This is a genomic window from Streptomyces sp. NPDC127092 (genome assembly GCF_042722475.1).
In the GTDB taxonomy this organism is placed as follows: domain Bacteria; phylum Actinomycetota; class Actinomycetes; order Streptomycetales; family Streptomycetaceae; genus Streptomyces.
The window spans coordinates 34,734-61,180 of record NZ_JBHXFE010000050.1 but is presented as its reverse complement, the minus strand read 5'-3'; the positions used below and the strand labels follow the sequence as shown (position 1 = coordinate 61,180).

Genomic DNA, 26,447 nt, shown 5'->3' with positions numbered 1-26,447 from the left:
GCATCGCGCTCCGCGGCCGTCCGCCGTTGCGTCGGGTGCCACTAGCTCCAGGCGGCCACGAAGTAGCCGACTCCGTAGGGAGCGTCCTCGTAGAGCAGCCGCCCCGCGAGGCCCGCGCCCTCGGCTGCGCCCGCGAGCACCTGCCAGGGGGCCCGCCCGGCGGCCTTCAGTTCGTACGCGAGCTCCGCGTCCAGGCCGAGCAGCGCGGCCGGGTCCGCTGCTCCCAGGGCCCGGGCGGCGGCCCCGTCGAAGGCCTCGGCGCGCTCGTCCAGATAGCCGGGCGCCTTGACCGTACGGCAGGCGCTGCCGTCGCCCATCACCAGCAGGGCGACCCGGTCCGCCGACCCGGCGATCTCGCGGCCGGTCGCGGCGCAGCGCGGGGCGTCGAGCGGCTCGCCGACACCCAGTCCCTCGACCGGCGCGTCCGCCCAGTCGGTGTGCTCCAGAAGCCAGGCCGCGACGGCCAGCGAGGCGGGCAGCGGCCGGTCACCGCCGGGCCCGCTGCCGAGCCGTACGGTCAGGTCGACACCGAACCCCGCGAAGGAACCGGCCGAACCCGCCGGATGCACGCCCCGGCCGTCCTCGGCCGCGGGCCCCACGACGACCAGCCGGTCGGGCCGCGACGCGGCGAGCACCCCGAGTGCGTCGGAACACGCCGTCCGCGTCTCGTCGAGCTCGGACGCGGCCCCGGCCGCGACGGCGGGAACGAGGAGCGGAGGGCAGGGACAGACGGCGGCTGCGACAAGCATGATCCGAGCCTAGCGGGACCGCGCCCCGGCAGGCCGGACGGGCCCGACCGGGCCGACCGGGGCCTAGGGGGCCTAGGGGGCCTAGGGGGCCTTGCAGCGAGCTCGACTCAGCTCAGCCCGGCTCAGCCCGCCCCGGCTCGGGTCAGCTCGCCTCCCGGCCGCGTCCGCGTCCGCGTCCGTGTACGCGTCCGCGTCCGGCTCAGTGGCTGCCGCAGGCCGGCGCGTCCGCGACCGGGAGCGGTTCCGGCACGCCGATCTTCGGGAGGCCCAGCAGGACGCCCGCCGGCTTCGCGGCCGCGGCGGCGGTGCGCTTCTCCCAGGCGTCGCCCGCGCGGGTGCGGCGGACGGCGGTGGTCGGGCCCTCGGCGAGAAGGTGGTGCGGGGCGGCGTAAGTGATCTCGACGGTCACGACGTCACCCGGACGCACGTCCTCGTCCGGCTTGGTGAAGTGGACGAGACGGTTGTCGGGGGCGCGGCCGGACAGGCGGTGGGTCTCGCCGTCCTTGCGGCCCTCGCCCTCCGCGACCATGACCTCCAGGGTGCGGCCGACCTGCTTCTTGTTCTCCTCCCAGGAGATCTCCTCCTGGAGGGCGACGAGACGCTCGTAGCGCGCCTGCACGACCTCCTTCGGGACCTGGCCCTCCATGGTGGCCGCGGGGGTGCCGGGGCGCTTGGAGTACTGGAAGGTGAAGGCGTTCGCGAAGCGGGCCTCGCGCACCACGTGCATGGTCTGCTCGAAGTCCTCCTCGGTCTCGCCGGGGAATCCCACGATGATGTCGGTGGAGATGGCGGCGTGCGGGATCGCGGCGCGCACCTTCTCGATGATCCCGAGGAAGCGCTCCTGCCGGTACGAGCGGCGCATCGCCTTCAGGACCGTGTCCGAGCCGGACTGCAGCGGCATGTGCAGCTGCGGCATCACGTTCGGCGTCTCGGCCATGGCGGCGATCACGTCGTCCGTGAAGTCGCGCGGGTGCGGCGAGGTGAAACGGACCCGCTCCAGCCCCTCGATCTCGCCGCAGGCGCGCAGCAGCTTGCTGAAGGCCTCGCGGTCGCCGAGGTCGGAGCCGTACGCGTTGACGTTCTGGCCGAGCAGCGTGATCTCGGAGACGCCCTCGCCGACCAGCGCCTCGATCTCGGCGAGGATGTCGCCGGGACGGCGGTCCTCCTCCTTGCCGCGCAGCGCCGGGACGATGCAGAAGGTGCAGGTGTTGTTGCAGCCGACGGAGATCGAGACCCAGGCGGCGTACGCGGACTCGCGCCGGGTCGGCAGCGTCGAGGGGAAGGCCTCCAGGGACTCCGCGATCTCGACCTGCGCCTCCTCCTGGACGCGGGCGCGCTCCAGCAGGACCGGCAGCTTGCCGATGTTGTGGGTGCCGAAGACCACGTCGACCCAGGGCGCCTTCTTGACGATGGTGTCGCGGTCCTTCTGCGCCAGGCAGCCGCCGACGGCGATCTGCATGCCGGGCCGGGCGGCCTTCTTCGGCGCGAGGTGGCCGAGGTTGCCGTACAGCTTGTTGTCGGCGTTCTCGCGGACCGCGCAGGTGTTGAAGACCACGACGTCGGCGTCGCCGTTGGAGCCCTCGGGGGCGCGGACGTAGCCGGCGTCTTCCAGGAGACCGGAGAGCCGCTCGGAGTCGTGGACGTTCATCTGGCACCCGTAGGTGCGTACTTCGTAGGTTCGCGTCACGCCCTGCTCGGCCACGGCTCCGGTCCCGTCTTTGCTGCTGGTCACCTGACAAGGGTAAGGGGGGCCGAGGGTTGCCCTGCTACGGCCGACGGCCGCTCGCCTCCAGTACGGCGGTGAGCTGGGCGGCGAGGCCGCCGGCGGCCGGGCGGACGGCCCCCGCGAAGGCCGCCGAGCCGACCGTGAAGGCGTCGGCGCCGGCCTCGGCCAGGGCCCGGATCTGGGCGGGGGTGGTGAGCGAGCCCGCGACGACGAGCCGGCCCGTGGTCGCCGCCCGGGCGGCCCGGAGCAGGTCGAGCGGGTCGGCCTCGGTGGCACGGTGGGCCAGCAGGTCGACGCCCGCGCAGCCCGCCGCCTCGGCGCGGCGGCAATCCGCGGCGATACGGGCCGGGGTGCCGGCCAGCCGGGTCGGATGGCCGTGGGGCTCGCCGACGAACGGCAGGTAGCGGACGGGCGTGCCCGAGATCAGGGCGAGCGTCTCCTCGATCCAGGTGCCGCCCATCAGCCAGTCGACGCCGAGGTCGGCGGCCGCCCGTACGGAGTCGAGGGCCTGGTCACGGCCGGTGGCGACGACCTCCAGGTGGCTGGTGGCGCCGAGCTCCCTGATCTGCTCGTGGAGCCGGCGCAGGGTGGCGAGGTCGACGCCGACGTCCTTGAAGCCGATGTGCGTGATGCCGAGCTCGCGGACGGAGTCGAGGACGTGCAGGCAGTCCGTGACGGTCCGGTCGTCCCGGGTGAGCATGAAGACGAAGTCCATGAGGGTCCCCTTGGCGTGGGCGGTCAGCTCGGTGGCGTGGTGCAGGCGCTCAGCTCGACGGCGTGGCGCAGGCGGTCAGCTCGGCGGCGTGACGCAGGCGGTCAGCTCGGCGGCGTGGCGCAGGGCGGTCAGCAGGCTGGTGTGATCGGCGGTGCCGGTGCCCGCGAGGTCGAACGCGGTGCCGTGGTCGACGCTGGTGCGGACGAAGGGCAGGCCGAGGGTGATGTTCACCCCGTGCTCGAGGCCCAGGTACTTCACCGGGATGAGCCCCTGGTCGTGGTACTGGGCGACGACGGCGTCGAACTCGCCCGCCCGGGCCCGCATGAAGACGGTGTCGGCGGGCCATGGGCCGCTCGCGTCGATGCCCTCGGCCCGTGCGGCGCGCACGGCGGGCGCGATGACGTCCAGGTCCTCGCGGCCGAAGAGGCCGTTCTCGCCGGCGTGCGGGTTCAGTCCGGCGACGGCGATCCGGGGCGGGGCGGTGCCGCCGGTCCGGCGCAGGGCGCGGTGGGCGAGGCGGATGACGTCCAGCTCGCGGGCCACGGTCAGCGCGTCGACCGCGTCGCGGAGCGACTGGTGGACGGTGACCAGGACGACCCGCAGCTCGTCGTTGGCCATCATCATCGCGTAGCGCTCGGTGCCGGAGAACTCGGCCAGGATCTCGGTGTGGCCGGGGTGCGGGATCCCGGCGAGGCGCAGTGCCTCCTTGTTGACGGGTGCGGTGGTCAGGGCCCGTACCTCTCCCGCGAGCGCGAGCTCGATGCCCTTGCGTACGTACGCGAAGGAAGCGGCCCCGGCGGTCGCCGCGACGGTGCCCAGGGCGAGGTCCTCGGGCAGGGCGGGGCCGACCGGAAGCACGTCCAGGACCCCGGGTGTCCGTCCGGCGCCGGCCGCGGCCTGCACGGAACGCACGTGCAGGGGCACGCCGGTGGTACGGCAGGCACGACGGAGGGCGCCGGGGTCGCCGATGACGAGGAGGGGCGCGAAGGCGGCGGAGGGAGAGACGGGCGGGGAGGGAGAGAGGGCTGGGGAGGGTGCTGGGTGGGTGAGGGCCTGGAGTCGAGGGTCGGCGCAGGCCTTGACCGTGATCTCGGGGCCGATGCCGTGGGGATCGCCCATGGTGACGGCGATGGGGCGGTCGGTCGGCGGCTCGGTCGGAGAGCCGGTGACCCGGCCGGTCGTGCGGCGGTCGCTTGAGGGCCCGGTCAGAGGGCCGGTCGCTCGGCCGGTCATCGGGGGCCTCCCGCTGTGAGAAGGGCATGGAGGCGGACGAGGGCGTCGTCGTCGCCGAAGCCGCCCGCCTTGACGAGGACGGGGACTGGGACTGGGACCGGGAGCGGGGTCGGCGTCACGGACCCGCCACCGGTCTCGTGCGGCGCGGCGGGGGCGTGGAGGGTGCCGCGGGCGATGCCGGGTTCGGGTTCGTCGTAGAGCTCGATGCCATCGGCGCCGAGGGCGCCGAGGACGGCCGCGGCGGTCTCGCCTCCGGTGAGGACGAGGCCGTCGGCGCGGCCCTCGGCGACCGTCCGCCGGACCTCCTCGACGAGTCGGGCGAGCAGCGCCGCGGGATCGGCGCCGCGCTCCTCGGGGGTGTGGAGGACGGCCACGGGGTCGGTGAACCGGGCCTGCAGAGCGGCGAGTTGACGGCGGCTCGCGGGGTTGGCGCTGCCGACGACGGTCAGCGGGCTCCGCACCGGCGGGAGTTCGGGCGGTGCGGCGGCCGGGACACGAGGGTGACGGCGGGCCAGGGCGTCGGCGAGGCCCGGGGAGCCGACCCAGAGGACCTGCTCCGGGGTGGGCACGGCGGCCACGATCGCGTCGATTTCGGCGTCGGAGACCGCCGAGCAGACGAGAACCCCGCCCTTCGCGACCGCTCCCGGCAGTTCCTCGGCCCCGACAAGGACGGCCTCCGGGAGGATCCGGGCAAGGTCGGCCGTACGTACCGGGTGCGCAGGGTCGCGAGCGAACTCGCTCTCGTCGACCCGCACACCGCGGACGTACTGGACTCCGTCGACCGTCGTCCGGCCCTCGGCCGGAAAGGCGGGCGCGACGATCGCGGCGCGGCGGCCCGATCCGGCGAGTGCTGCGCGCACTTCGGCGGCCACGTGGCCGCGCAGCGTCGAGTCGACGGTCTTGATCAGCAGGTCGGCGCCCGCATACGCGCCGGCGGCCCGGCGCGTACGGGCGGCCGCCTCGGCCGCGTCGACGAGACGGGTGCCGAGGTCGACGGCGGTGACGCCCTCCCCCGGCGGCGCGGCGATCGGACCGGCGATCGGACCGGCGATCGGACCGGCGATCGGACCGGCGGTGGAACCGCCGATTGGCTCGCAGAGGACCACGGCGCGGTGGCCGGTCCTGCGGAACGGGGCGGCGCCGTCGGCGGCGCTGGTGAGGTCGTCGGCGAGGACGGCGACGGTGGCGGGCGGCATGGGCGGCTGGTCCCTCTGGGTCGCGGACGGAGTGGCTGGCGCGGCGGGCCGGCGGGCCGGCGGGTACGGGCAGTGGGTGCGTCGAGTCGGCCGGGGCGGCAGGTCGGTCGGTGCGGTGGGGCGTCGAGGCGTGGAGGCGGGCGTCGAGGCGGGAGGCGGGCGTCGGGGCGGGAGGCGGGCATCGGGGCAGCGGTGACGCGATCAACACTGGTGCAACATGAAGCCGCAGGACAAACGATTCTTTCTCACTCCACCCGTGAGTAGATTTCACACATGACCCGGCCGGACCTGCCCCCGCTGAACACCCTGCTCCCCTTCGAGGCGACCGTCCGCCACGCGAGCATGACCCGGGCCGCGCGGGAGCTCCACGTCACCCACGGGGCCGTCAGCCGGCAGGTGCAGAACCTGGAGAAGGCCCTCGGCGTCGCGCTGTTCGAGCGCGGGCCGCGCGCCCTGCGGCCCACCCCGCAGGCCCGCCGGCTCGCCGCCGCCGTCCGAGAGGCCCTCGACGTGATCGAGGAGGCCACCCGCGAGGTCTCCGGCCGGGAACCGGACGGTCCGCTCGCCCTCTCCTGCGAGCCGACGCTGCTGATGCGCTGGCTCATCCCCCGCCTGCCCGACCTCACGGCCCGGCACCCGGAGCTGACCGTGCACCTGTCTGCGGGCGGCGGACCGCCCGCCTTCGACCGCGACACCGTCGACGCGGCCGTGCGGCGGGACGACTTCCCGGTGCCGGAGGGAGTGAGCCGGGTGCCGCTCTTCGAGGAGTGGACCGGCCCCGTGTGCCGTCCGGAACTCGCGGAGCGGCTGCTCGACGGCGCGCCCGTCACGCTGCTGCACACCGCCACCCGGCCGTCCGCGTGGGACGACTGGCGCCGCCTGACCGGCCACACGCCCCACGGGACGTCGGAGCAGCGCTTCGAGCACTTCTACCTCGCGCTCCAGGCCGCCGTGGCCGGCGTGGGCGTGGCCGTCGGACCGTACGCGCTGGTCCATGACGACCTCGTACGGGGCCAGTTGGCGGCCCCGTACGGGTTCGTCGCGGACGGTACGGGCTACGGGCTGCTCAGCCCGCGCCCGCCGGAGCGGGACCCGCGGGTCGCCGCGCTGCTCGACTGGCTGCGCGAACAGACGGCGTCCCTGACCCCGCCCTCCCGGTACCGGTCCGGGATCAGCTGAGCGGGACGGTGCGGATGCCCCGTACCGTGCGGGTGTCGGCCGGAGGAACGCTCTTCAGGAGCCCCTTGTCGGAGGAGTAGGCGGCCGACCCCGCGTCGACCGGGGTGGTCGTCGCGGGCCGGGCGGCGGCGCACCGCTGCTTCTCCGCCTCGGACATGGGTCCGGTGCGCTGGAGCAGCCGGTCCGGCGCGCCGCGCGAGGGCCCGTCGATCACGGCGTGCAGCCGGTAGTCGTCCTTCTTGCTCAGGAACCAGCCCTCCACCCGCTCGCGGCTCGGCTGCAGCTCCACCCAGCTGACCTCGCCCGGCTGGATCCGCTCGACGACCGTGCGCCGGTCGCCGCTGAACCACTGCCAGGCGCGCTGCCAGCTCTTCTCGTACGCGAGGGAGAACTGGCCGACCGTCGGCCGCTCCCTGATCCGCTTCTCGTCCTCCGCGCGGTCCCCGGACGTGGGCAGTTTGGCCACGTCGTTGAGGGGCAGGCCGTCGGCGGCGTAGGTCTGGGAGATGCTGTCGTGGCTCCGTTCCGAGAAGGCGACGACCCGGGTGTGTTCGAGGGTGTTGCGGGTGCAGTTGACGAAGGCCTCGCCCACCACCCGGGCCCGGTCGTAGTAGCGGAACGACATCCGCATGTCGGGGCGGAAGACGCAGGCGCTGTCGCCGTTGCAGGCGGCGGCCGCGTTTTGCAGGGTCTTCTCGCGCTCGTTGCCCTTGTACGCCTCCGCCCGCCCGAGGCCGGTCTTGTCGACGGTCCTGTCGAGCGGGACCGGCACCTCGGTCGCCCGGACGCGGGCGATCATCGGGGTGCAGGTCACATGGGTCTTGGAGTCGGTGACCTTGGAGGCGAAGGTGAGGAGCGGCTCGTTCTCGCCGGCCGTGAAGGTGTAGCTGCGCTTGGTCCAACGACCGGGCCCGGGCTTGCCCTTGACGCGGTCGGGGTCACCGGCGGTGGTCACGAGCCGGGCGGCGCCGCCGGAGCCCTCGACGGTGTAGGGCTGGCCGTCGACGACGTCGGCGGCGTTGCACTCCTTCGAGACGGCCGGGCTGTCCTCGTAACTCACCGTCACCTCGGCACCCTTGCGGACTCCGCGCAGGCGCTGCCGCAGGGAGTTGCCCTCCTTCTCGAGGGCGACGCCGTGGGCGGTGTCGGCGCGGCCGGAGGCGGACGGGGAGTAGCGCTGGTTCCGGCCGTCCCAGAAGTCGAGGCCGACGGTGGTGGGGCCGTCGCCCTTCATCACGGGGTCGGCGAAGTCACCGTTGAGGACGTCCACGGCCTGGGAGGCGGGGGCCTGGACGACGGTGGCTTGGGCAGCGGGGCCGTGGGCGACAGCGCGGCCGTGGGCGACAGCGGGGGCGTGGGCGACAGCGGGGCTATGGGCGGCAGCGGGGGCTTGAGCAGCGGAGGTTCGGGCGGCAGCGGCCGTGGCCGGCACTTCGGCGGGCGCCGCGGCACCGGCCGCCGGCCCGGCCGTGAGGGCGGGGAGAAGAAGGCCGGTGGCGCCGACGGCGGCCAGGGTGCGGAGGGAGCAGGTCAGGGAGGAAGACATGGGGACGGACTCCTCGGTGGGGGGTGGTGCGTGCCAGGGGCGGGACGTCGCAGGGAGGGTGCTTCAGGAACCGGCGGGCCGCAGCACCTCGACCCGCTTGGGCGCGACGCCGGGGACGAGGGCGTCGCGGGCGGGCAGGGAGCGGTCGGGCGCGGAGCGGGGGGTCGACGGCGGCCCGGGCTGCGGGTTGTTGCCGCCGGCCGTGTTGCCCGTGGGGCGCGTACGGCCGCACAGATTGGGGGGTGCGGCGTAGGTCTGGGCGACGAAGGTGCTGGAGTTGACCATGGACGGGCTGTCCACGGCGATCCCCAGGATCTGGGCGCCGGTGTTGGCGACGAGGCTGCCGACGACCCGCCGCATGGCGGCGCTCGCGCCGAACACCAGCATGTCGTAGGCCTTGACGGTGGTCTTGTACGTCGTCGCCTCGGTGTTGTCGACCGTCCACGACTTGGAGTACGTGGCCTTGAACGCGGCCTCGAAGGCGAGTTTGGCGGCCATCGAGCCGGCCACCTTGCCACCGGCCGCGACGCCGGTCTTGGTGCCGTTCGTCGAGGTCGGCCCGTCCTTGAGGTTCGGCGTCTTGTGCTCGCTGGTGATGTCGTTGGTGAGGTTGGTGGTGACCTCGCCGGAGGCGGTGATGGTGCCCTCGGCGGTGATTTTGCCGGAGATCTCGCCGCCGATGTTGTCGGTGCTGGACGTGCGCAGGGTGACCGTGCGGTCGACGCTCATGTCGCTGTCCGTGCAGTTGACGACCGCGTTGCCGAGGGACCGTACGGCGGTCGCGAACTCCCGCCCCTGCTTGGGGTCGATGGCGAACCGGCAGGCGTCGGCCTTGGTCTCGCAGTACTTCAGGATGTCGGCGATCTTCGCCGGACGGCCGTCGGCGGTGACGGCACGCGGGGTGGGCGGCTCTCCGGGCCCCTCCTCCGCGCCGACGGCGGGCGGGGCGAGAGGCACGGCGAGGCCGAGGGCCAGGACGGGCAGGAACACGAGCGCGGGACGGCGCGAGGGCATGGGGGGACATCCCTTCGGGACGGAGCGTGGGGGTGGGGGTGGGACTCAGAATCGGCGTGGGAGTGGGGGGGTGGGAGTCGGCGTGGGCCCGGGCGTCGAGCGGGCCCAGGCGTCGAATGGGACCGGGACCGGCCCCAGGAGGGAGGCCCCGAGCGGGGAGGCTCCGAGCCGGGGAAGCTCCGAGCGGGCAGCTCAGGAGCCGAGCAGCGAGCACAGCTGGGACACCGGGAACGGGGACTGGCCCGGGTCGGTCGATCCCTCGGGGAGCGAGGCCGGGAAGCCGGCGCAGGTGCTGGTGACGGCGGACTGGGCGTTGTCGCTCGGGTCGGGCCGGAAGCCGTCGATGGTGGACGTCATGCCGGCCAGGCCCTCCTTCTCGCCGTTGCCCTTGGCCAGCTTGCCCATGCAGGCGCCCGAATCCTCCGCGTCGGGCTTGCACGCCTCCAGGTCCTTGCCGACCTTCTTGATGTCCTTGTCGGCCTGCGTCGCGGCCTCCTTGGTCTTCTTCTGCTGTTCGTCGATCTCCTTGGCCTCGTTGGCGTTGGCCTCGTTGTCCTTGCACGCCTGGTCGTCGGGCTTGCACTCCTCGACGGGTACGGACGGGGGCGCGGCCCAGACGGCCGGCGCTCCGGTCAGGGACAGCGCGGCGGCGAGTGCGGCGGCGCCGAGCACGCGTCGTACGGAGGCGGCTGCGGGCAGGGCGGAAGGCATGGCAACTCCCTGGGGACGGGGGCGAATTCCGGATCGTGTGAAGGGCGCGGGGATCACGGCGGGGACTCGCCAACCAAGATCGCCAAGCGCACGCCGACGCTAACCGGACCGGTGTCGGCGTTCCGGCGCGACACACGGCGTGGCGCGGGCCCGGAACCCGGCTCACCACATCGGCGGAGCGCATCCGCGGTCGGCCGAACGGCCCGCCGGACGGTCGCGCGGAGGACGGCCCGCGCCTGCCCGTCCGACACCCGTCCGGATGGTTCCGGGGTCCCTGCGCGAGAGCCTCGTACCCGCCCCGGCCGGGGCTCCTCACCCTGCCGGGCGCTTCCGATCGGCGGCCTTCCGCCGCGGGTCGGCGGGACCGGCGCACTCGACTCGATCCGGTGAAACCGGCACCGCGGTCTGTTTCCCGAACGGCCGTCGGGCATACGGGTGTTTCGGGCGATCCGGCTCGCGCCCATGATCATTGTCGGTCAGTCTGCTCATGTGTCCGGCGGTCCGTTCCAGGCCGTCGGGCCAGGTCCCGGGCACCCCATGCCCGTGGTCCGCCCTCCCGTACGTCCCCCACGAAGGAGAGCAGACCCATGTCCCGATCACGACGCGTTCCCCTGCGCCGCAGGCTCCGCCGGAGCCTCGCGGCCGTCACCGGGATCGCCGCCCTCGCCGCGCTGCCGGCGCTCGCGCCCCCGGCCCTCGCCAACGAGGGCAATCCGACGGTGCTGAGCTGGGGCGCCGGCCGCACCGGCCAGCTCGGCAACGGCACCCTCGCCGACAGCCTGTCCCCCACCTCGGTCACCAGTCTGTTCCGCGGCGACGTCGACCAGATGTCGGCGGGCGGCACCTCGTCGGCCGACTCGTTCGTCCTCGCCCGTACCGACAAGACCGTGAAGTCCTGGGGCCACAACTCCTCGGGTCAGCTCGGCAACGGCGGCAACGACAACCAGACCGTCCCGGCCACCGTGCCGCGCCTGACGAACGTCAAGGACGTCGCGGCCGGCGGCCGGCACGCCCTCGCGCTCGACACCAGCGGCCAGGTCTACTCCTGGGGCGACAACTCCTACGGCCAGCTCGGCAACAACCGCACCGGCGACAGCCGTACGGTCCCCGACCGTGTCCAGGGCATGCCGAAGGTCAAGCAGATCTCGGCCGGCTGCGACTTCAGCCTCGCGCTCCTGGAGAACGGCAAGGTGTACGCCTGGGGCCGCGGCATCCACGGCCAGCTCGGCAACGGCAGCCGCGCCACCAGCTCCGTGCCACGGCAGGTCGCCGACCTCACGGACGTCGTCGCGATCGACGCCGGCTGCCACCACGCGCTCGCGCTGACCGCCGACGACACGGTCAGGTCCTGGGGTTACAACCTCTACGGCCAGCTGGGCAACTCCAGCACCAAGTCGTCCACCGTCCCGGTCGACGTCGACTGGCTGGAGGGCGTCTCCGAGATCGAGGCGGGCGCCTTCCACAACTACGCCAAGACCAGCGACAGTCACGTCTGGGGCTGGGGCAACAACCAGTACGGCCAACTCCTGGAGGCCGACGAGGCCTTCGACTCCAACGTCTCCCGCACCAACCGCACCGCCCCCGTCGAGATCCCCCGCCTGGAGGGCGTCCAGCACCTCGCGGCGGGCGCGCGGCACGGCGTCGCGGTCACGGCGGACGAGGTGTTCGCGTGGGGCCACAACGGCGAGGGCCAGCTCGGCAACGGCACCACCGTGTCCCGCTTCGAGTCGGTGAAGATCCTCAACGAGGGCTCGAAGGTGAAGGACGTGGTCGCGTCGCTGGGCGGCAACTCGACGTACGCCTACTGAGCGGGGTGCGTACGTGATGACGCGCCCTGACGCGGGGCGGGCCGCGGTCGTGCTCGCGCTGAGCGTCCTCGTCCTGACGGCGGGCCCCGCGAGGGCCGCCGAACCGAGCGACCCGTGGGTGCAGGCCTGGGGCCACAACGGCGCCGGCCAGCTCGGCAACGGATCCACGCTCGACCAGCCGACGCCGTCGGCCGTGAAGGGCCTGGCCCGCAAGGACGTACGCGAACTGGCGGGCGGCGGCTACAACTCCACCATCGCGTTCGCGGTCGCGGTGCTGCACGACGGCACCGTCCGGAGCTGGGGCGGGAACTCCGACGGCCAGCTCGGGGACGGCACGACGACGTCACGGCCCCACCCGGCCGCCGTCGCCGGTCTGTCCGGTGTGACGGAGGTGGCCGCGGGCGGCTACTTCGCCTACGCCGTGAGCGGCGGCCGGGTCCTGGCCTGGGGCGGCAACGCCCACGGCCAGCTCGGCGACGGCTCCACCGACCCGGCCGCCCGTCCGGTCCGCGTACAGAGCCTCGACAAGGTCAAGGACGTCGCGGCCGGCTGCCACCACGCCGTCGCCCTGCGGAAGGACGGCACGGTCTGGACCTGGGGCCGGAACGACGAAGGCCAGCTGGGCGACGGCTCCACGACCGGCCGGAGCACCCCGAAGCGGGTCGCCGGACTCCGGGACGTGGTGGCCGTCGCGGCCGGCTGCCACTGCACCCTCGCCCTCACCGCCGACGGCACCGTGCAGGCCTGGGGCCGCAACAAGAGCGGGGAACTCGGCAACGGCTCGACCGATGCCAGTCCCGTCCCCGTGGCCGTGCGGCACCTGGAGAACGTCTCCTCGGTCTTCTCCGGCGGCTACCACGCGTTCGCCGTCCTCGACGACGGCACCGTCCGCGGCTGGGGCGGCAACTGGGCCGGCCAGCTGGGAGACGGCAGCACCGTCAACCGGACCACGCCCGTCCCGATCCCCGCCCTGACCGGGGTGGTCGCCCTGTCCGGCACCTGGCGCCACACCCTGGCCGTCCTCGACGACCAGTCCGTCCTCAGCTGGGGCGACAACGGTCACGGGCAGCTCGGCAACGGCACCACCACCGCCTCTCCCACACCGGTCCTGGCCCTGCCTCCCGGCAGCGGCGCGACCCGGGTGGCGACCTCCACCTCGTGGACGAGCAGCTACGCCTACTGACTCCCCCGAAACGAAAGGCACGCAGATGACCCCACCCCTGCGTCTCACCCTCCTCGCCGCCCTGTCCCTGGCGGCGGCCCTCCCCCTCACCACCACCCCCGCGAGCGCCGCCGGCACCGACCCCTGGGTCCGAGCCTGGGGCGACAACGCCCAGGGCCAGCTCGGCAACGGCTCCTCCCTGGCCCAGCAGACGCCGGCGGCCGTCAGCGGCATCGCCCGTGACGACGTGCGCAGGCTGTCCGGCGGCGGAGGCATCGCCGGCAACACCAACAACTCCTTCGCGGTCGCGCTCCTCAAGGACGGCACGGTGAAGGCCTGGGGCAGCAACGCCACCGGCCAGCTCGGCAACGGGACCACCACCGCCCAGAGCTTCCCGGCCACCGTCAGCGGCCTGTCCGGGGTCAGCGCGGTCTCCGCCGGCCTCAACCACGTCCTCGCGGTCAAGGGCGGCCGGGTCCTCGCCTGGGGCAGCAACGCCTCCAAGCAGCTCGGCACCGGTCAGGACACCACCAACCCCTACAAGGCCCCGATCCCCGTGCAGAGCCTGGACAAGGTGAAGGACGTCGGCGCGGGCTGCGACTTCAGCGTGGCACTGCGCCAGGACGGCACCGTCTGGACCTGGGGCAAGGGCGACAACGGGCGGCTCGGCACCGGCAGCAACACCACCCGCGAGACCCCGCAGAAGGTCGGGGAACTGGAGAACGTCGAGGCGATCTCCGTCGGCTGCGACCACGTCCTCGCGCTGACCGCCGACAACACCGTCAAGGCCTGGGGCAAGGGGGGCGAGGGCCAGCTCGGCGACGACCGGCGGGCCGACAGCAACACTCCCGTGGACGTCGCCTACCTCGACGCCGTGGCCAGGATCTTCACGGCCAACGCCACGAGCTTCGCCGTCCTCGACGACGGCAGCGTGGCGGGCTGGGGCAGGAACACGGAGCGCCAGCTCGGCGACGGCACGAACGCCAACCGCACCACCCCGGTCGTCCTCGACCACCTCAGGGGCGTGCAGGAGATCTCCGGAGGCGTCGACTTCACCGTCGCCGCGCTCGACGACGGTTCGGTGGTCGGCTGGGGCGCCAACGCGGCGGCCCAGCTCGGTGACGGCACCACGACCGGGACGACGGGGACCTCGACGGTGACGGCGCTGCCGCCGGGCAGCGGCGTCTCGCACGTGTCGGCCACCACGACCGGGAAGTCCGCCTTCGCCTACTGACCGTAGCGGTGCCGTGGCGAGGGGACAGCGGCGTCGTGGCGGCACGGGTCCTGGCCGGGGTCGGCCTGGCCAGGACCCTCCACGAGCTGGCAGGATCGCGCCATGTTCACCGCGATGTCCCGTTCTGCCCGCCGCCGCCTGATCCAGGTCTCGGCGGCGCTCCTGGTGCTGGCCGGGGTCCTCGTCTGGTGGCTGGTTCCGTTCGGTACGAAGACGCCGAGCGGGCACATCACCTTCAGCACCGGCGTGCCCACGGGCGTCTACCAGCGGTACGGCGAGCTGCTCCAGGAAGCCCTCGCGCGCGATCTCCCCAAGGTCTCGATAACGCTGAAGAACAGCGAGGGCTCCCAGCAGAACCTGGCCAGGCTCGCCTCCGGCGAGGCCGATTTCACCGTGGCGACGGCGGACGCCGTGGCCCAGTACCAGCGGGACCGCAAGCCCGGCTTCGAGAAGCTGCGCGGCTGCGCCCGGCTCTACGACGACTACGTCCAGCTGATCGTCCCCAAGGGCTCGCCCGTGGAGAAGGTGGCCGATCTGCGCGGGCTGCGCGTCGGCGTGGGCCAGTCCGGCTCGGGCGTGCGGCTGATCGCCGACCGGGTGCTCGCGGCGGCCGGGCTCACCCCGGACGTCGACATCGTCCCGGTCTCGGCCGGCATCGACACGATGCCGGGCCTCATGGAGCGGCGCCGGCTCGACGCCTTCTTCTGGTCGGGCGGTCTGCCCACGCAGGCCGTGCAGGCGCTGTCCGAGCGGCTGCCGGTCCGGCTGGTGCCGCTGGACGCCGCCCTGGTGGACAGCCTGCACGACGTGGGCGAGTCGACCCGTCACTACCGCTCGGCGACCATCCCGGGCGACGCGTACAGCCTCGCCCAGAGCGGCAACCCGGTGGACACCCTGGCCGTGGCGAACATCCTGGTGACCACGGACGACGCCGATCCGGACCTGGTGGAGGGCTTCACCCGTACGGTGATCGCCAGCCGCGACGGGATCGGCAGCCAGGTGCACCCGGCACAGCTGGTGGACCTGCGGACCGCGATCTACACGGAGCCCGTGCCCTTGCACGAGGGCGCCCGGCGCTACTACCGCTCCGTGAAGCCGTAAGCCTCGGGAGCCGTAAGCCTCGGGAGCCGTAGGCCCCGGTCCGGGGGCGGGCCGGACGCCGTGATCCCGGACGCCGTGACCCCGGACGCCGGACCTCAGACCCCGACGCCCGGCTCGCCGCCCGGCCGGCGGTCCGTCCGCGGGTCCTCGCGCGGCACGGCGACCGTCACCCGCAGGCCGTGGGGCGCGTTGCGGGCGTACGCGATGGTGCCGCCGCCCGCCGCCAGCAGCACGCGCGAGATGGACAGCCCGAGGCCGGAGCCCTTGACGTTCTGGTGCCGGTTGGAGCGCCAGAAGCGGTCGCCGACCCGTTCCAGCTCCTCGTCGGTGAGCCCGGGCCCGTGGTCGGCGACCTCGACCTCGACGGTCGCGCCGTCGGCGGCGAGCCGGACCGTGACGCCGACGTCCTCGCCGGCCGGAGTGAACTTCAGGGCGTTGTCGATCACCGCGTCGAGCGCGCTGGACAGCGCCACCGGGTCGGCCCAGGCCGTGACGGCCGCGGTGTCCGCGACCAGCGCCACGCCCTTGTCCTCGGCGACCGCGCGCCAGGAGGCGACCCGCTCGGCGGCGAGCGCGCCGATGTCGGTGAGCCGCAGGTCGGCGGCCGTGTGCTCGGCGAGCGCGAGGTCGAGCAGGTCGTCGAGCACCTGGGCCAGTCGCTTGCCCTCGGTGCGCACGGACGCGATCTCCTCGTTGCCCTCGGGGAGTTCGAGGGCGAGCAGCTCGATCCGCAGCAGCAGCGCGGCGAGCGGGTTGCGCAGCTGGTGGGAGGCGTCGGCGACGAAGGCCCGCTGCTGGTCGAGGACGTCCTCGACGTGGTCGGCCATCTCGTTGAAGGAGCGGGCCAGGCGGCGCAGTTCGGGCGGGCCGCCGGTGGCGGCGACCCGGGAGTTCATCCGGCCGGTCGCGATGTCGTGGGTGACCGCGTCGAGCACGCGGACGGGCCGGAGCACCCAGCCGGTGAGCCGGAAGGCGGCGCCGACGGCGAGCAGCATGGCGGCGGCCTCGCCGGCGAAGATCAGCAGCCAGTCGCGCAGGATGCGGGAGCGCAGCTGCCCGGTGGGCGATTCGGTGACGACGACGGCGACGACGTCTCCGTCCCGGACGACCGGGGAGGCGATGGTGAGCCAGGCGTCGCCCTGCCAGGGCCACACCTGCGGCGGGTCGTGGCTGCGGCGGCCGAGCAGGGCCTCGTTGAAGGCGCGTCTGCCCTCGCCCTCGTACGGCACGACCCAGTCCTCGGGGGCGGCGGCCATGGCCCGGTTGTCGCGGTAGAAGATGCCGGCCCTGATCCCGTACACCTCGTGGTAGCTGGTGAGTTCGCCGCTGAGGGTGGAGCGGCGCTCGTCGGGGCCGAAGCGGCTCTCGCTGACGAACTGGGCGAGGGCCGCGAACCGGGCCGCGTCGTCGAGCCGGTCGACGACCACCCGCTGCTGCTCCGACGCGGCGGTGCTGGCGGCGAGCGGGAAGCCGAGGGCGAGCAGGACACCGGCCATCAGGACGATGAGGAGCGGGAGGAGTCGGGTGCGCACGAGCGGACGGGCGGGGGTTTACGCGGCGGGCGGGACCAGGCGGTAGCCGACGCCCCGCACGGTCTCGATCAGGGCGGGCATGCGCAACTTCGAGCGCAGGGAGGCGACATGGACCTCCAGGGTGCGGCCGGTGCCCTCCCAGTTGGTCTGCCAGACCTCGCTGATGATCTGCTCGCGGCGGAAGACCACGCCGGGGCGCTGGGCGAGCAGGGCGAGGAGGTCGAACTCCTTGCGGGTGAGCGGCACGGCGTCGCCGTCGACGCTGACCCGGCGGGTGGGCAGCTCGACGGTGACGGAGCCGAGGCGCAGGGTGCTGTCCTCGGTCGAGGTGCCCTGGTCCTCGCCGCCGGAGCTGCGCCGGCTGACGGCGTGGATCCGGGCCAGCAGCTCGCCGGTGTCGTAGGGCTTGACCACGTAGTCGTCGGCGCCGAGGTTGAGGCCGTGGATCCGGGAGCGCACGTCGGCGCGCGCGGTCACCATGATCACGGGAGTGCTGGTGAGCTTCCGGATGCGTCCGCAGACCTGGTAGCCGTCCTGGTCGGGCAGTCCGAGGTCGAGCAGGATCACCCCGTACGAGGGACGCTCGCCGTGCGCGGCGGGCAGCACGGCCTGCAGCGCCTCCTCGCCGTTGCGGGCGTGGGTGACGGTGAAGCCGTGGCGGGCGAGGATCGCGGAGAGCGCGGCGGCGACGTGGTCGTCGTCCTCGACGAGCAGCAGTCTCATGGGCCCTCCTTCGTGATCTCGTGCGGGCTCGTGGGGTGGGGATGCGTGCGCGTGATGACTATCTGTGTACCAGGGCGTGAACAGCGGGGCCATCCCGTTCACGCAGAGTGTCCGGATGCGACCGTATCGTTATGCTCAAACTTCGCTCAGATGTGGTGACGCCCCTTCGCCCCGATCTCTAGTGTCCTCCCCAACCGAGCAGGACGGAGCAAGAAGCCGATGAGCGGAGTGTCAGTGACCAAGGGTTCGGAGGGCGCCGTGCAGGCCACGGACGACCTGGTCGTGCTGTCCGACGTGAACAAGCACTTCGGCGCGCTGCACGTGCTGCAGGACATCGACCTGACGATCCGCCGCGGCGAGGTCGTGGTGGTCATCGGGCCTTCCGGGTCCGGCAAGTCCACGCTGTGCCGCACCATCAACCGGCTGGAGACTATCGACTCCGGCAGCATCACCATCGACGGGAAGCCGCTGCCCCAGGAGGGCAGGGAGCTGGCGCGGCTGCGGTCCGACGTCGGCATGGTCTTCCAGTCCTTCAACCTCTTCGCGCACAAGACGGTGCTCGAGAACGTGATGCTGGGGCAGATCAAGGTCCGCCGCACGGAGAAGAAGGCGGCGGAGGCCAAGGCCCGCGCCCTGCTCGACCGGGTCGGGGTGGGCACGCAGGCCGACAAGTACCCGGCGCAGCTCTCCGGCGGTCAGCAGCAGCGCGTCGCCATCGCCCGCGCCCTCGCGATGGACCCGAAGGTCATCCTGTTCGACGAGCCGACCTCGGCCCTCGACCCGGAGATGATCAACGAGGTCCTGGAGGTCATGCAGCAGCTGGCCAGGGACGGCATGACGATGGTGGTCGTCACGCACGAGATGGGCTTCGCCCGCTCGGCCGCGAACCGCGTGGTCTTCATGGCCGACGGGAAGATCGTCGAACAGGCCTCCCCCGACGAGTTCTTCAGCAACCCGCGCAGCGACCGCGCCAAGGACTTCCTGTCGAAGATCCTCCACCACTGAGCGGCGCGCCCGGAACTCCGTAGTGACAGCGTGCGACTTGCTGCACACTGACGATCAACCAACCACGACCTGAGGGATGTTCACGATGAAGCTCCGCAAGACCGCGGCCGTGGCCGTCGCCGTGCTCGCACTGACCGCGACCGCCTGTGGCGGCAAGGAGGGCTCGGCCGGAGACAAGCCCGCCACGAAGCCCGGTGACGCCTCGGCCCCCAAGCTCCCCACCTACACCGTCGCGAGCGGCGTGTCCCTCGACTCGCCGACCTTCAAGAAGGCCAAGGAGCGCGGCAAGCTGATCATCGGCTCGAAGGCCGACCAGCCGTACCTCGGCTTCGAGGACCAGGCGACCAAGAAGCGCTCCGGCTTCGACATCGAGATCGCCAAGATGATCGCCGCCGACCTGGGCTTCTCCGAGGACCAGATCGAGTGGAAGACGGTCGACTCCAAGCTCCGTGAGACCGCCATCTCCACCGGCCAGGTCGACTACTACGTGGGCACCTACACGATCAACGACAAGCGCAAGGCGCAGGTCGGCTTCGCGGGCCCGTACTACAAGGCCGGCGCCGACCTCCTGGTCCGCAAGGACGAGGCCTCCATCACCGGCCCGCAGTCGGTGAAGGGCAAGAAGGTCTGTTCGATCACGGGCTCGACCCCGCTGCAGGAGATCAAGAAGCCGGAGTACGGCGCGGAGACCGTCGAGCTCGGCAAGTACTCCGACTGCGTCCAGCAGCTGCTCACCAAGCAGGTCGACGCCGTCACCACCGACGACTCCATCCTCAAGGGCTACGCCGCCGCCAACGCCGGCAAGCTCAAGGTCGTCGGCAAGCCGTTCACCGAGGAGCCGTACGGCATCGGCATGAACAAGGACGACAAGGTCCTGCGCGACAAGGTGAACGACATCCTCGCCAAGTACGAGGGCGACGGCACCTACAAGAAGATCTACGAGGCCACCCTCGGCCTCTCCGGCTCCGCGTACGTCGCGCCGCCGGCGATCGTCCGCTACTGACGACGCCCGAGCCCTCAAGAGTGAGCGCCCCGCACGCCCCGTGCGCCGCGGGGCGCCGCGCCCCCTGCCCGTACGCCTGCCGCACGTAAGCCTGCCGCACGCTCGCCCGCCGCCGACTGCCGACGCGGAGTCCTCATGAACGTACTGCTCGACCATTTCGCGGAGTTCCGCAACGGCTTCATAGGAACCGTGGAGATCACCGCCGTCAGCTCGGTCATCGCGCTGCTCCTCGGCATCGTCGTCGCCGGCTTCCGGGTCTCCCCCGTCCCCCCGCTGCGCGCCTTCGGCACCGCGTGGGTGACGCTGCTGCGCAACACCCCGCTGACGCTGCTCTTCCTGGTCTTCGTCTTCGTCGTACCGGAGATCCTCTTCCCGGGCATGAGCCCCTTCGTGCTCGCGTCGCTCGCGCTGGGCTTCTACACGTCCTCGTTCGTGTGCGAGGCCGTCCGCTCCGGCATCAGCACCGTGCCGCTGGGCCAGGCCGAGGCCGCCCGTTCGCTCGGTCTGACGTTCTCCCAGACGCTGCGCCTCGTCGTGCTGCCGCAGGCCACCAGGACCGTACTGCCGCCGCTGAGCTCGATCTTCATCGCCCTGACGAAGAACTCGGCCATCGCCGGCGCCTTCAGCGTCACCGAGCTCTTCGGGTGGCAGACGCTGATGAGCGAGCAGGGCTACGCGATCATCCCGATCTTCCTCTGGGTCGCCGCCGCCTACCTGGTCATCACCTTCGCCATCAGCGGACTCTTCCGTCTCCTTGAGCGCAACCTGGAGGTCGCCCGATGAGCGCCAGCGTTCTCTTCGACGCCCCCGGCCCCAAGGCCCGGATCCGCAACCGGATCTACGCCGTCGTCGGCAGCCTCGCCATCCTCGCGCTGCTCGGGGTCAGCCTGGTGCGGCTGGCCGACAAGGGCCACCTCGCCCCCGAGATGTGGGACATCTTCAACTACGCGGGCATCCGGCAGAACATCGCCGACGCGCTGCTCGCCACCCTGAAGGCCTTCGCCCTCGCGGCCGTCGGCTCCCTCGTGCTCGGTGTGCTGCTCGCGGTCGCCCGGCTCTCCGAGCACAAGCCGGTCCGCTGGTTCGCGACCGCCTTCATCGAAGTGTTCCGCTCGATCCCGCTGCTCATCACGATCTTCGCGGTGTGGGTCGCCTTCCTCACCGACTACTCGATGTGGGCGCTCGCGCTCGGCCTGTCCGTCTACAACGGCTGCGTCCAGGCCGAGGTGCTGCGCGCCGGCGTCAACGCGGTGCCGCGCGGCCAGCGCGAGGCCGCCTACGCGCTCGGCATGACCAAGACCCAGGTGATGACCTCCGTCCTGCTGCCGCAGGCGGTCCGGGCCATGCTGCCGACGATCATCAGCCAGCTGGTGGTCACCCTCAAGGACACCTCGCTCGGCTTCGTGATCCTCTACCCCGAGCTGCTGTACTCTGCCCGGCTGATCGCCTCCAACACCCTGGTCAACGGCCAGTACCCCTACGTCTCCGTGATCGTGGTCTTCGGCGCCATCTACATCGCGCTGTGCCTCGCGCTCTCCGCGCTCGCCACCTGGATCGAGAAGCGGGGCCGCCGGGCGAAGACCGGCGCGCCGGTCTCCGACGCCGAGGCGCGGGCCGTCGTGCTCAGCGCCGAGGCGGGCGGGGCCGGTGGAGTGGCCGGCGCCCTCGGAGCGACCGCCGACGGCCCTGACATCACGAAGAACTGACGGCATGTGACATCATCCGGGGGCAGTGGCGACGCCGCTGCCCCCGTCACTTGACGCACGCACCCCCAGTGGGTTGCATACGTTCTGTGATCAAGCTCCGGGCCCGCGCCACACCCTGCTGTGCTTCCCGTACGCCCGTACGGCCCTGCCCGCCTTCAGGAGTCGCACCGTGGACCCGGTGATCATCGTCGGCGCGGGGCCCGTCGGCCTCGCGCTCTCCCTCGCCCTGGCCGCCCAGGACGTGCCCAGCGTCGTCCTCGACGAGGGCCCCGGCAAGGAGGAACCGCGCCCCGCCCGCACCGCGGTGCTGCGCGCCGACATGGCCGCCTTCGTGGAACGGCTCGGCTGCGCCACGCTCCGTGACGAGGGTGTGCGCTGGGCCGGCTGGCGCTCGCTGCGCCGCCGGCAGCAGACCCGGCACGTACGGCTCGACCTCGGCCTCGGCGTCACGGACGACGGGGCGGACGGAGAGCCCGCGGGCCCCGCCGCCCCGCTGCACATCCCCCAGCACGCCCTGGCCCGCGGGCTGCGCGACGCCATCGCCCGGCAGGACCTCGTCACCCTGGTCACCGAGTCCCGGGTGGACACCGTCGAACAGGACGAACAGGGCGTCAGCGCCCACACCCGGGGCCCCGACGGCACCTGGTGGCGCGGCAGCCATCTGGTCGGCTGCGACGGCGCCCGCTCCACCGTCCGCAAGCTCCTCGGCATCCGCTTCCCCGGCCGGACGGCGGTGGAACGGCACGCGGTCGCCGCCCTGCGCACCGAACTGCCCTGGGCCGGCGAAGCCCTGCTGCACCGTCAGCCGGCGTGGCGGGGCGCGGGCGACGAGATCACCGCGCGGCCGCTGCCCGACGGCGTGTGGCGGATCGACTGGCTGCTGCCGCCGCGCGGCGAGCTGGTCACGCCCGACGCGCTGGTCAGCCGCATCCGCGACACCCTGGCCGGCTGGTGCGAGGGCGCCACCCCGCCGTACGACCTGATCGACACCGGCGTCCACACCGTCCACCACCGGCTGGCCCGGCGCTGGCGGGTGGACCGGGTCTTCCTCGCGGGCGACGCGGCGCACCTGCTGGGCGCGGTCGGCACCCAGGGCCTCGACGAGGGGCTGCGGGACGTCGACAACCTGGCCTGGAAGCTGGCCCACGCCTGGCACCACCGCGACGCCTCACCTGCCCTGCTCGACAGCTACCAGAGCGAGCGGCGCTCGGCCGTCGCCTCCCGGCTGCGCGCCGCCGACCAGTCGCTGCCCGTGCTGCGCGGCGGGGGCGGGCTGCGGACCTATCTGCGGGGCGGCGGGCGCGGCCACGACGCCCTGCTCAGCGACGCGCACCTCGGGCGCGGTCCGCTGGGCGCGCCGCCCGCGTATCCGCACTCGCCGCTGGCGCCCGAGCCCTCCGAGGGCCGGATCCCGGTGGGCACGCCGGACGGCGCTCCGGCCGAGGACGTCCGGGTGACGGCGCCGGACGGGACGACCGTACGGCTGCGTGACCGGCTCGGCCGGGGCCGGCTGCTCGTGCTGCTCGTGGCTCCCGGCACCGGGGTGTGGGACCGCCGGCACTGGGTGAGCGCGGGTGTGATGCCCCGGCTCGCCGAGGCCGTGGACGCCCTGCCGGCCCCGGCCGAACTCCTCGTCACCGAGGCCTATCCGGGTGCCCCCGCCCACGCGGTCCTCCTGGTCCGCCCGGACGGCCACCTGGCGGCCGCGTTCGCCGGAGTACGGCCGGAGGAGCTGCACGCGGCGGCGGACGCGGTACGGGGCGGAGCCCCGGCCGAGGAGGAGGCGCCGCATGCCGACACGTCCGGCGGGGCCAGGAGCGGCGAGCGTACGGCCGACGTCAACTGAGGCCCGGGAGCCGGTCGTCGGGGGCCTGCACCCGTCCTGACGCCGGCGGACGTCGATTGACCGCCGCAGACGCACGTGGTGTACTCCGGAGCGTGACCGACACCGATGTGCGCCTGTGGCGGAGGGTCCATATGGACCTGCTCCGCTACGCGGGCTGCATGTGTCGCCCGTCCTGCTGAATTCGCCTCCCCTTTTCCCAGCTGCGCGCGCCCGCCCGGTCGTGCGCGCTTTCGCGAACCCCAGGACGGTCCTTCGTGTCCCAGACACAACACGCCCCCGCACCCGTTTCCGGCTCATCCGCTCCCACCGAGGCCGAGCTGCTGGACTTCGTCCGGCGCACGGCCGCCGACGCGGCTCTCGTCCTCTCGCTCCCGCTCGATCCCGAGGGCCGCACCTGGGTGCGGCTCGACGGCCCGGGCGGCAGCGAGGCCTGGCTGATCGGCTGGCCGCCGGGCACCGGCACCGGCTGGCACGACCACGCCGAATCGCTGGGCGCCTTCGCCACCGCGCGCGGCACCCTGCGGGAGAACTCCCTCGCGGTACGGCTGCCCGCGGGCGGCTGGAAGAACCTGGAGCTGGCCGACGGCGTCGACCGCAGCCGCGAGCTGCCGGCCGGCCGCGGCCGCGCCTTCGGCCGCCACCATGTGCACGAGGTGCTCAACGAGTCCCGCTCGGAGCACGCGGTCTCGGTGCACGCCTACTATCCGCCGCTTCCGCTGATCCGGCGCTTCAGCCGGACGGGCCCGGTGCTCCGTCTCGAGCAGGTCGAACTCCCGGAGGACTGGCAGTGAGCGACGCACCCCTCGGCGACGCGCCCCTCGGTATCGACGAGCTGCTGGAGCGGGTACGGGCCGGTCTCGACCGTGTCGACGCCCGCACCGCGTACGAGGCGTACGCGGCGGGCGACGCCCTCCTGGTCGACACCCGCTACGCGGCCCTGCGCGAACGGGACGGCCTGGTCCCGGGCGCCCTGGTCGTCGAGCGCAACGAACTGGAGTGGCGGCTCGACCCGCTGGGCAGCCACCGCGTGCCGGAGGCCGACAGCCACGACCTGCGGATCGTCGTCTTCTGCAACGAGGGCTACGCCTCTTCCCTCGCGGCCGAGTCCCTGCGCCGGTTGGGCCTGCACCGCGCGACGGACCTGATCGGCGGCTTCCAGGCCTGGAAGTCGGCGGGCCTCCCGGTCCTGCCACCAACGGCAACGGACACGGCAGGCACGAGCGGCACGACGGACACGACTGACACGACGGGCACGACTGACACGACGGGCCAGGACCTGTCCGGCGGACCGGAGCAGGACGGCCCTTAGCCGATCGGCCCCTTGGCCGGGCAGGCCTTAGCCGGTCGGGCCTCGGCCAGGCGGGCGTGTACCGGACGAGCCTTGGCCGGGCAGGCCTTGGCCGGGCAGGCCTTGGCCGGGCAGGCCTTGGCAGACGAGCCTAGGCAGGCAGGCCTTGCTCGGGCAGGGCTCAGAAGGGCTCCTCCAGCCCCTCGGTGTCCTCGCCCTCCTCCTCCAGGGCCTGGCGGACCACCCGCAGGGCCATGCCCTCCGGGTATCCCTTGCGGGCGAGCATGCCGGCGAGTCTGCGCAGTCGCCGGTCCCGCTCCAGGCCGCGGGTCGCGCGCAGCTTGCGGTCGACGAGCTCGCGGGCCCTGGCCTCCTCCTGGTCGGAGTCGAGCCGGTCGACCGCCTCCTGGATCAGGCCGGGGTCCACGCCCTTGGTCCGCAGCTCGCGGGCGAGGGCGCGGCGGGCGAGGCCCCGTCCGTGGTGGCGGGACTCGACCCAGGCGCCGGCGAAGGCGGCGTCGTCGATGAGTCCGACGTCCTCGAACCTCGACAGCACCTCGTCGGCGATCTCGTCGGGGATCTCCCGCTTGCGCAGGGCGTCGGCGAGCTGCTTCCGGGTGCGGGGGGTTCCGGTGAGCAGGCGCAGGCAGATCGCCCGCGCCCGCTCAGCCGGATCCTGGGACGACAGCTCCTTCTCGGCCCTCGACGAGTCGGGGCTGTCGTCCGGCCATTCGGTGCGACCGGTCACCGGGTCAGCTCTTGGCCGCGGTGGCCTTGGTCGCCTTGGCGGCCTTGGCCGGGGCCGGGACCGCCTTGCCCGCCTCGTCCGCGCCCGCCGCGTCCGTGCCGCTCGCCGCGTCCGCACCCGGCTCGGCCGAGGGCTCCTCGGGCCGGACACCGACGCCCAGCTTCTCCTTGATCTTCTTCTCGATCTCGTTGGCGAGGTCGGGGTTGTCCTTCAGGAAGTTACGGGCGTTCTCCTTGCCCTGGCCGAGCTGGTCGCCCTCGTAGGTGTACCAGGCGCCGGCCTTGCGCACGAAGCCGTGCTCCACGCCCATGTCGATCAGGCCGCCCTCGCGGCTGATGCCCTGGCCGTAGAGGATGTCGAACTCGGCCTGCTTGAACGGGGGCGCGACCTTGTTCTTGACGACCTTGCAGCGGGTGCGGTTGCCGACCGCCTCGGTGCCGTCCTTCAGGGTCTCGATGCGGCGGATGTCGATGCGCACCGAGGCGTAGAACTTCAGGGCGCGGCCACCGGTCGTGGTCTCCGGCGAGCCGAACATGACGCCGATCTTCTCGCGGAGCTGGTTGATGAAGATCGCGGTGGTCTTGGACTGGTTGAGCGCGCTGGTGATCTTCCGCAGGGCCTGGCTCATCAGACGGGCCTGGAGACCGACGTGCGAGTCGCCCATCTCGCCCTCGATCTCCGCACGCGGGACGAGCGCGGCGACGGAGTCGATGACGATGAGGTCGAGGGCGCCGGAGCGGACCAGCATGTCGACGATCTCGAGGGCCTGCTCGCCGTTGTCCGGCTGGGACAGGATGAGGTTGTCGACGTCGACGCCCAGCTTGCGGGCGTACTCGGGGTCGAGGGCGTGCTCGGCGTCCACGAAGGCGACCTGGCCGCCGGCCTTCTGGGCGTTGGCCACGGCGTGCAGGGTCAGGGTCGTCTTACCGGAGGACTCCGGTCCGTAGATCTCGACGACACGGCCGCGCGGCAGGCCGCCGACGCCGAGGGCGACGTCGAGGGCGGTCGACCCGGTCGGGATGACCTCGATCGGCTCCTTCGAGCGCTCTCCCATGCGCATGACGGCACCCTTGCCGAATTGCCGTTCAATCTGTGCGAGCGCGGCGTCGAGCGCCTTCTCGCGGTCGGTTCCTGCCATGGGTTCCACCCGGTTTGCTTGAGTCGATCGCTTCATGGGAAAGACGCTAACCCCTGCCACTGACAATGGGCCCCGACGTCCCCT

General features: G+C 73.0%; 25 protein-coding genes. 13 read left to right on the top strand and 12 right to left on the bottom strand.

Annotation, left to right across the window (positions count from 1 at the left end):
- Positions 1 to 41: 41 nt before the first annotated feature.
- The 5 genes from ACFWJO_RS31725 to ACFWJO_RS31705 all read right to left on the bottom strand — a co-directional run bounded on the left by ACFWJO_RS31725 (position 42) and on the right by ACFWJO_RS31705 (position 5,619).
- Complete coding sequence (locus ACFWJO_RS31725; protein WP_386870726.1) at positions 42 to 749, bottom strand: class III extradiol dioxygenase subunit B-like domain-containing protein; 708 nt, start codon at positions 747 to 749, stop codon at positions 42 to 44.
- Positions 750 to 948: 199 nt separating this feature from the next.
- Positions 949 to 2,397 carry a tRNA (N6-isopentenyl adenosine(37)-C2)-methylthiotransferase MiaB gene (miaB, locus tag ACFWJO_RS31720; protein WP_386870738.1) on the bottom strand — a complete coding sequence of 483 codons (1,449 nt, stop codon included), beginning with the start codon at positions 2,395 to 2,397 and terminating at the stop codon, positions 949 to 951.
- A gap of 118 nt (positions 2,398 to 2,515) precedes the next feature.
- Entirely contained in the window at positions 2,516 to 3,190 is a 675-nt protein-coding gene (locus ACFWJO_RS31715) for a hypothetical protein (protein ID WP_386870724.1), read from the bottom strand.
- A 75-nt stretch (positions 3,191 to 3,265) separates the two neighbouring features.
- Entirely contained in the window at positions 3,266 to 4,423 is a 1,158-nt protein-coding gene (gene pdxA / locus ACFWJO_RS31710; RefSeq protein WP_386870722.1) for a 4-hydroxythreonine-4-phosphate dehydrogenase PdxA, read from the bottom strand.
- Complete coding sequence (locus ACFWJO_RS31705; protein WP_386870720.1) at positions 4,420 to 5,619, bottom strand: four-carbon acid sugar kinase family protein; 1,200 nt, start codon at positions 5,617 to 5,619, stop codon at positions 4,420 to 4,422. Before ACFWJO_RS31705 ends, pdxA begins: the two co-directional genes overlap by 4 nt.
- 273 nt (positions 5,620 to 5,892) lie before the next feature.
- Between ACFWJO_RS31705 and ACFWJO_RS31700 the strand changes: the two genes are divergently transcribed.
- Positions 5,893 to 6,798: a LysR substrate-binding domain-containing protein gene (locus ACFWJO_RS31700; protein WP_386870718.1), complete on the top strand. Its 906-nt coding sequence runs from the start codon at positions 5,893 to 5,895 to the stop codon at positions 6,796 to 6,798.
- On the opposite strand, the gene ACFWJO_RS31695 is transcribed toward ACFWJO_RS31700, so the two are convergent.
- From ACFWJO_RS31695 to ACFWJO_RS31685, 3 genes are all read right to left on the bottom strand, one after another.
- A complete protein-coding gene (locus ACFWJO_RS31695; protein WP_386870717.1) occupies positions 6,791 to 8,344 on the bottom strand; it encodes a hypothetical protein in 1,554 nt (517 codons plus the stop codon). The genes ACFWJO_RS31700 and ACFWJO_RS31695 overlap by 8 nt on opposite strands.
- 63 nt (positions 8,345 to 8,407) lie before the next feature.
- Positions 8,408 to 9,358 carry a hypothetical protein gene (locus ACFWJO_RS31690; RefSeq protein ID WP_386870715.1) on the bottom strand — a complete coding sequence of 317 codons (951 nt, stop codon included), beginning with the start codon at positions 9,356 to 9,358 and terminating at the stop codon, positions 8,408 to 8,410.
- 192 nt (positions 9,359 to 9,550) lie between these two features.
- Entirely contained in the window at positions 9,551 to 10,069 is a 519-nt protein-coding gene (locus tag ACFWJO_RS31685) for a hypothetical protein (RefSeq protein WP_386870713.1), read from the bottom strand.
- A gap of 587 nt (positions 10,070 to 10,656) precedes the next feature.
- On the opposite strand from ACFWJO_RS31685, the gene ACFWJO_RS31680 reads away from it, so the two are divergent.
- The 4 genes from ACFWJO_RS31680 (at position 10,657) to ACFWJO_RS31665 (ending at position 15,374) form a co-directional block, all read left to right on the top strand.
- Positions 10,657 to 11,877: an RCC1-like domain-containing protein gene (locus ACFWJO_RS31680; RefSeq protein ID WP_386870711.1), complete on the top strand. Its 1,221-nt coding sequence runs from the start codon at positions 10,657 to 10,659 to the stop codon at positions 11,875 to 11,877.
- A gap of 16 nt (positions 11,878 to 11,893) precedes the next feature.
- Positions 11,894 to 13,060: an RCC1 domain-containing protein gene (locus ACFWJO_RS31675; RefSeq protein ID WP_386870709.1), complete on the top strand. Its 1,167-nt coding sequence runs from the start codon at positions 11,894 to 11,896 to the stop codon at positions 13,058 to 13,060.
- Between the two features lie 25 nt (positions 13,061 to 13,085).
- Positions 13,086 to 14,273 carry an RCC1 domain-containing protein gene (locus ACFWJO_RS31670; RefSeq protein ID WP_386870707.1) on the top strand — a complete coding sequence of 396 codons (1,188 nt, stop codon included), beginning with the start codon at positions 13,086 to 13,088 and terminating at the stop codon, positions 14,271 to 14,273.
- A gap of 102 nt (positions 14,274 to 14,375) precedes the next feature.
- Positions 14,376 to 15,374 (top strand): TAXI family TRAP transporter solute-binding subunit, encoded by a 999-nt coding sequence (locus tag ACFWJO_RS31665; RefSeq protein ID WP_386870705.1) that lies wholly within the window; start codon positions 14,376 to 14,378, stop codon positions 15,372 to 15,374.
- Between the two features lie 95 nt (positions 15,375 to 15,469).
- Here ACFWJO_RS31665 and ACFWJO_RS31660 read toward each other — a convergent pair whose 3' ends face one another.
- Together ACFWJO_RS31660 and ACFWJO_RS31655 are read right to left on the bottom strand one after the other, a co-directional pair.
- Positions 15,470 to 16,906 carry an ATP-binding protein gene (locus ACFWJO_RS31660; protein ID WP_386870703.1) on the bottom strand — a complete coding sequence of 479 codons (1,437 nt, stop codon included), beginning with the start codon at positions 16,904 to 16,906 and terminating at the stop codon, positions 15,470 to 15,472.
- Between the two features lie 18 nt (positions 16,907 to 16,924).
- Positions 16,925 to 17,629 (bottom strand): response regulator transcription factor, encoded by a 705-nt coding sequence (locus ACFWJO_RS31655; RefSeq protein WP_386870702.1) that lies wholly within the window; start codon positions 17,627 to 17,629, stop codon positions 16,925 to 16,927.
- Between the two features lie 219 nt (positions 17,630 to 17,848).
- On the opposite strand from ACFWJO_RS31655, the gene ACFWJO_RS31650 reads away from it, so the two are divergent.
- The 8 genes from ACFWJO_RS31650 (at position 17,849) to ACFWJO_RS31615 (ending at position 24,498) form a co-directional block, all read left to right on the top strand.
- On the top strand, positions 17,849 to 18,634 hold the full coding sequence (locus tag ACFWJO_RS31650) for an amino acid ABC transporter ATP-binding protein (RefSeq protein WP_386870700.1): 786 nt from the start codon (positions 17,849 to 17,851) through the stop codon (positions 18,632 to 18,634).
- Positions 18,635 to 18,719: 85 nt separating this feature from the next.
- Complete coding sequence (locus ACFWJO_RS31645) at positions 18,720 to 19,637, top strand: glutamate ABC transporter substrate-binding protein (protein ID WP_386870698.1); 918 nt, start codon at positions 18,720 to 18,722, stop codon at positions 19,635 to 19,637.
- 135 nt (positions 19,638 to 19,772) lie between these two features.
- Complete coding sequence (locus ACFWJO_RS31640) at positions 19,773 to 20,420, top strand: amino acid ABC transporter permease (protein ID WP_384419046.1); 648 nt, start codon at positions 19,773 to 19,775, stop codon at positions 20,418 to 20,420.
- Positions 20,417 to 21,343, top strand: coding sequence for an amino acid ABC transporter permease (locus ACFWJO_RS31635; protein ID WP_386870696.1), 927 nt, complete (start codon positions 20,417 to 20,419; stop codon positions 21,341 to 21,343). Before ACFWJO_RS31640 ends, ACFWJO_RS31635 begins: the two co-directional genes overlap by 4 nt.
- A 169-nt stretch (positions 21,344 to 21,512) precedes the next feature.
- Positions 21,513 to 23,189, top strand: a complete 1,677-nt coding sequence (locus ACFWJO_RS31630; protein WP_386870695.1) for an FAD-dependent monooxygenase — start codon at positions 21,513 to 21,515, stop codon at positions 23,187 to 23,189.
- 92 nt (positions 23,190 to 23,281) lie between these two features.
- On the top strand, positions 23,282 to 23,368 hold the full coding sequence (locus ACFWJO_RS31625) for a putative leader peptide (RefSeq protein WP_386870736.1): 87 nt from the start codon (positions 23,282 to 23,284) through the stop codon (positions 23,366 to 23,368).
- A gap of 75 nt (positions 23,369 to 23,443) precedes the next feature.
- The gene (locus tag ACFWJO_RS31620; RefSeq protein ID WP_386870693.1) at positions 23,444 to 23,980 is read left to right on the top strand and encodes a cysteine dioxygenase; all 537 of its coding nucleotides are present in this window, start codon (positions 23,444 to 23,446) and stop codon (positions 23,978 to 23,980) included.
- The gene (locus ACFWJO_RS31615) at positions 23,971 to 24,498 is read left to right on the top strand and encodes a rhodanese-like domain-containing protein (RefSeq protein WP_386870734.1); all 528 of its coding nucleotides are present in this window, start codon (positions 23,971 to 23,973) and stop codon (positions 24,496 to 24,498) included. The genes ACFWJO_RS31620 and ACFWJO_RS31615 overlap by 10 nt, the downstream gene beginning before the upstream one ends.
- A gap of 160 nt (positions 24,499 to 24,658) precedes the next feature.
- Here the strand turns inward: ACFWJO_RS31615 and recX are convergent, their stop codons facing one another.
- Both recX and recA read right to left on the bottom strand, forming a co-directional pair.
- Entirely contained in the window at positions 24,659 to 25,342 is a 684-nt protein-coding gene (gene recX / locus ACFWJO_RS31610; protein WP_386870691.1) for a recombination regulator RecX, read from the bottom strand.
- Positions 25,230 to 26,363: a recombinase RecA gene (recA, locus tag ACFWJO_RS31605; protein WP_386870689.1), complete on the bottom strand. Its 1,134-nt coding sequence runs from the start codon at positions 26,361 to 26,363 to the stop codon at positions 25,230 to 25,232. Before recA ends, recX begins: the two co-directional genes overlap by 113 nt.
- Positions 26,364 to 26,447 lie beyond the last annotated feature (84 nt).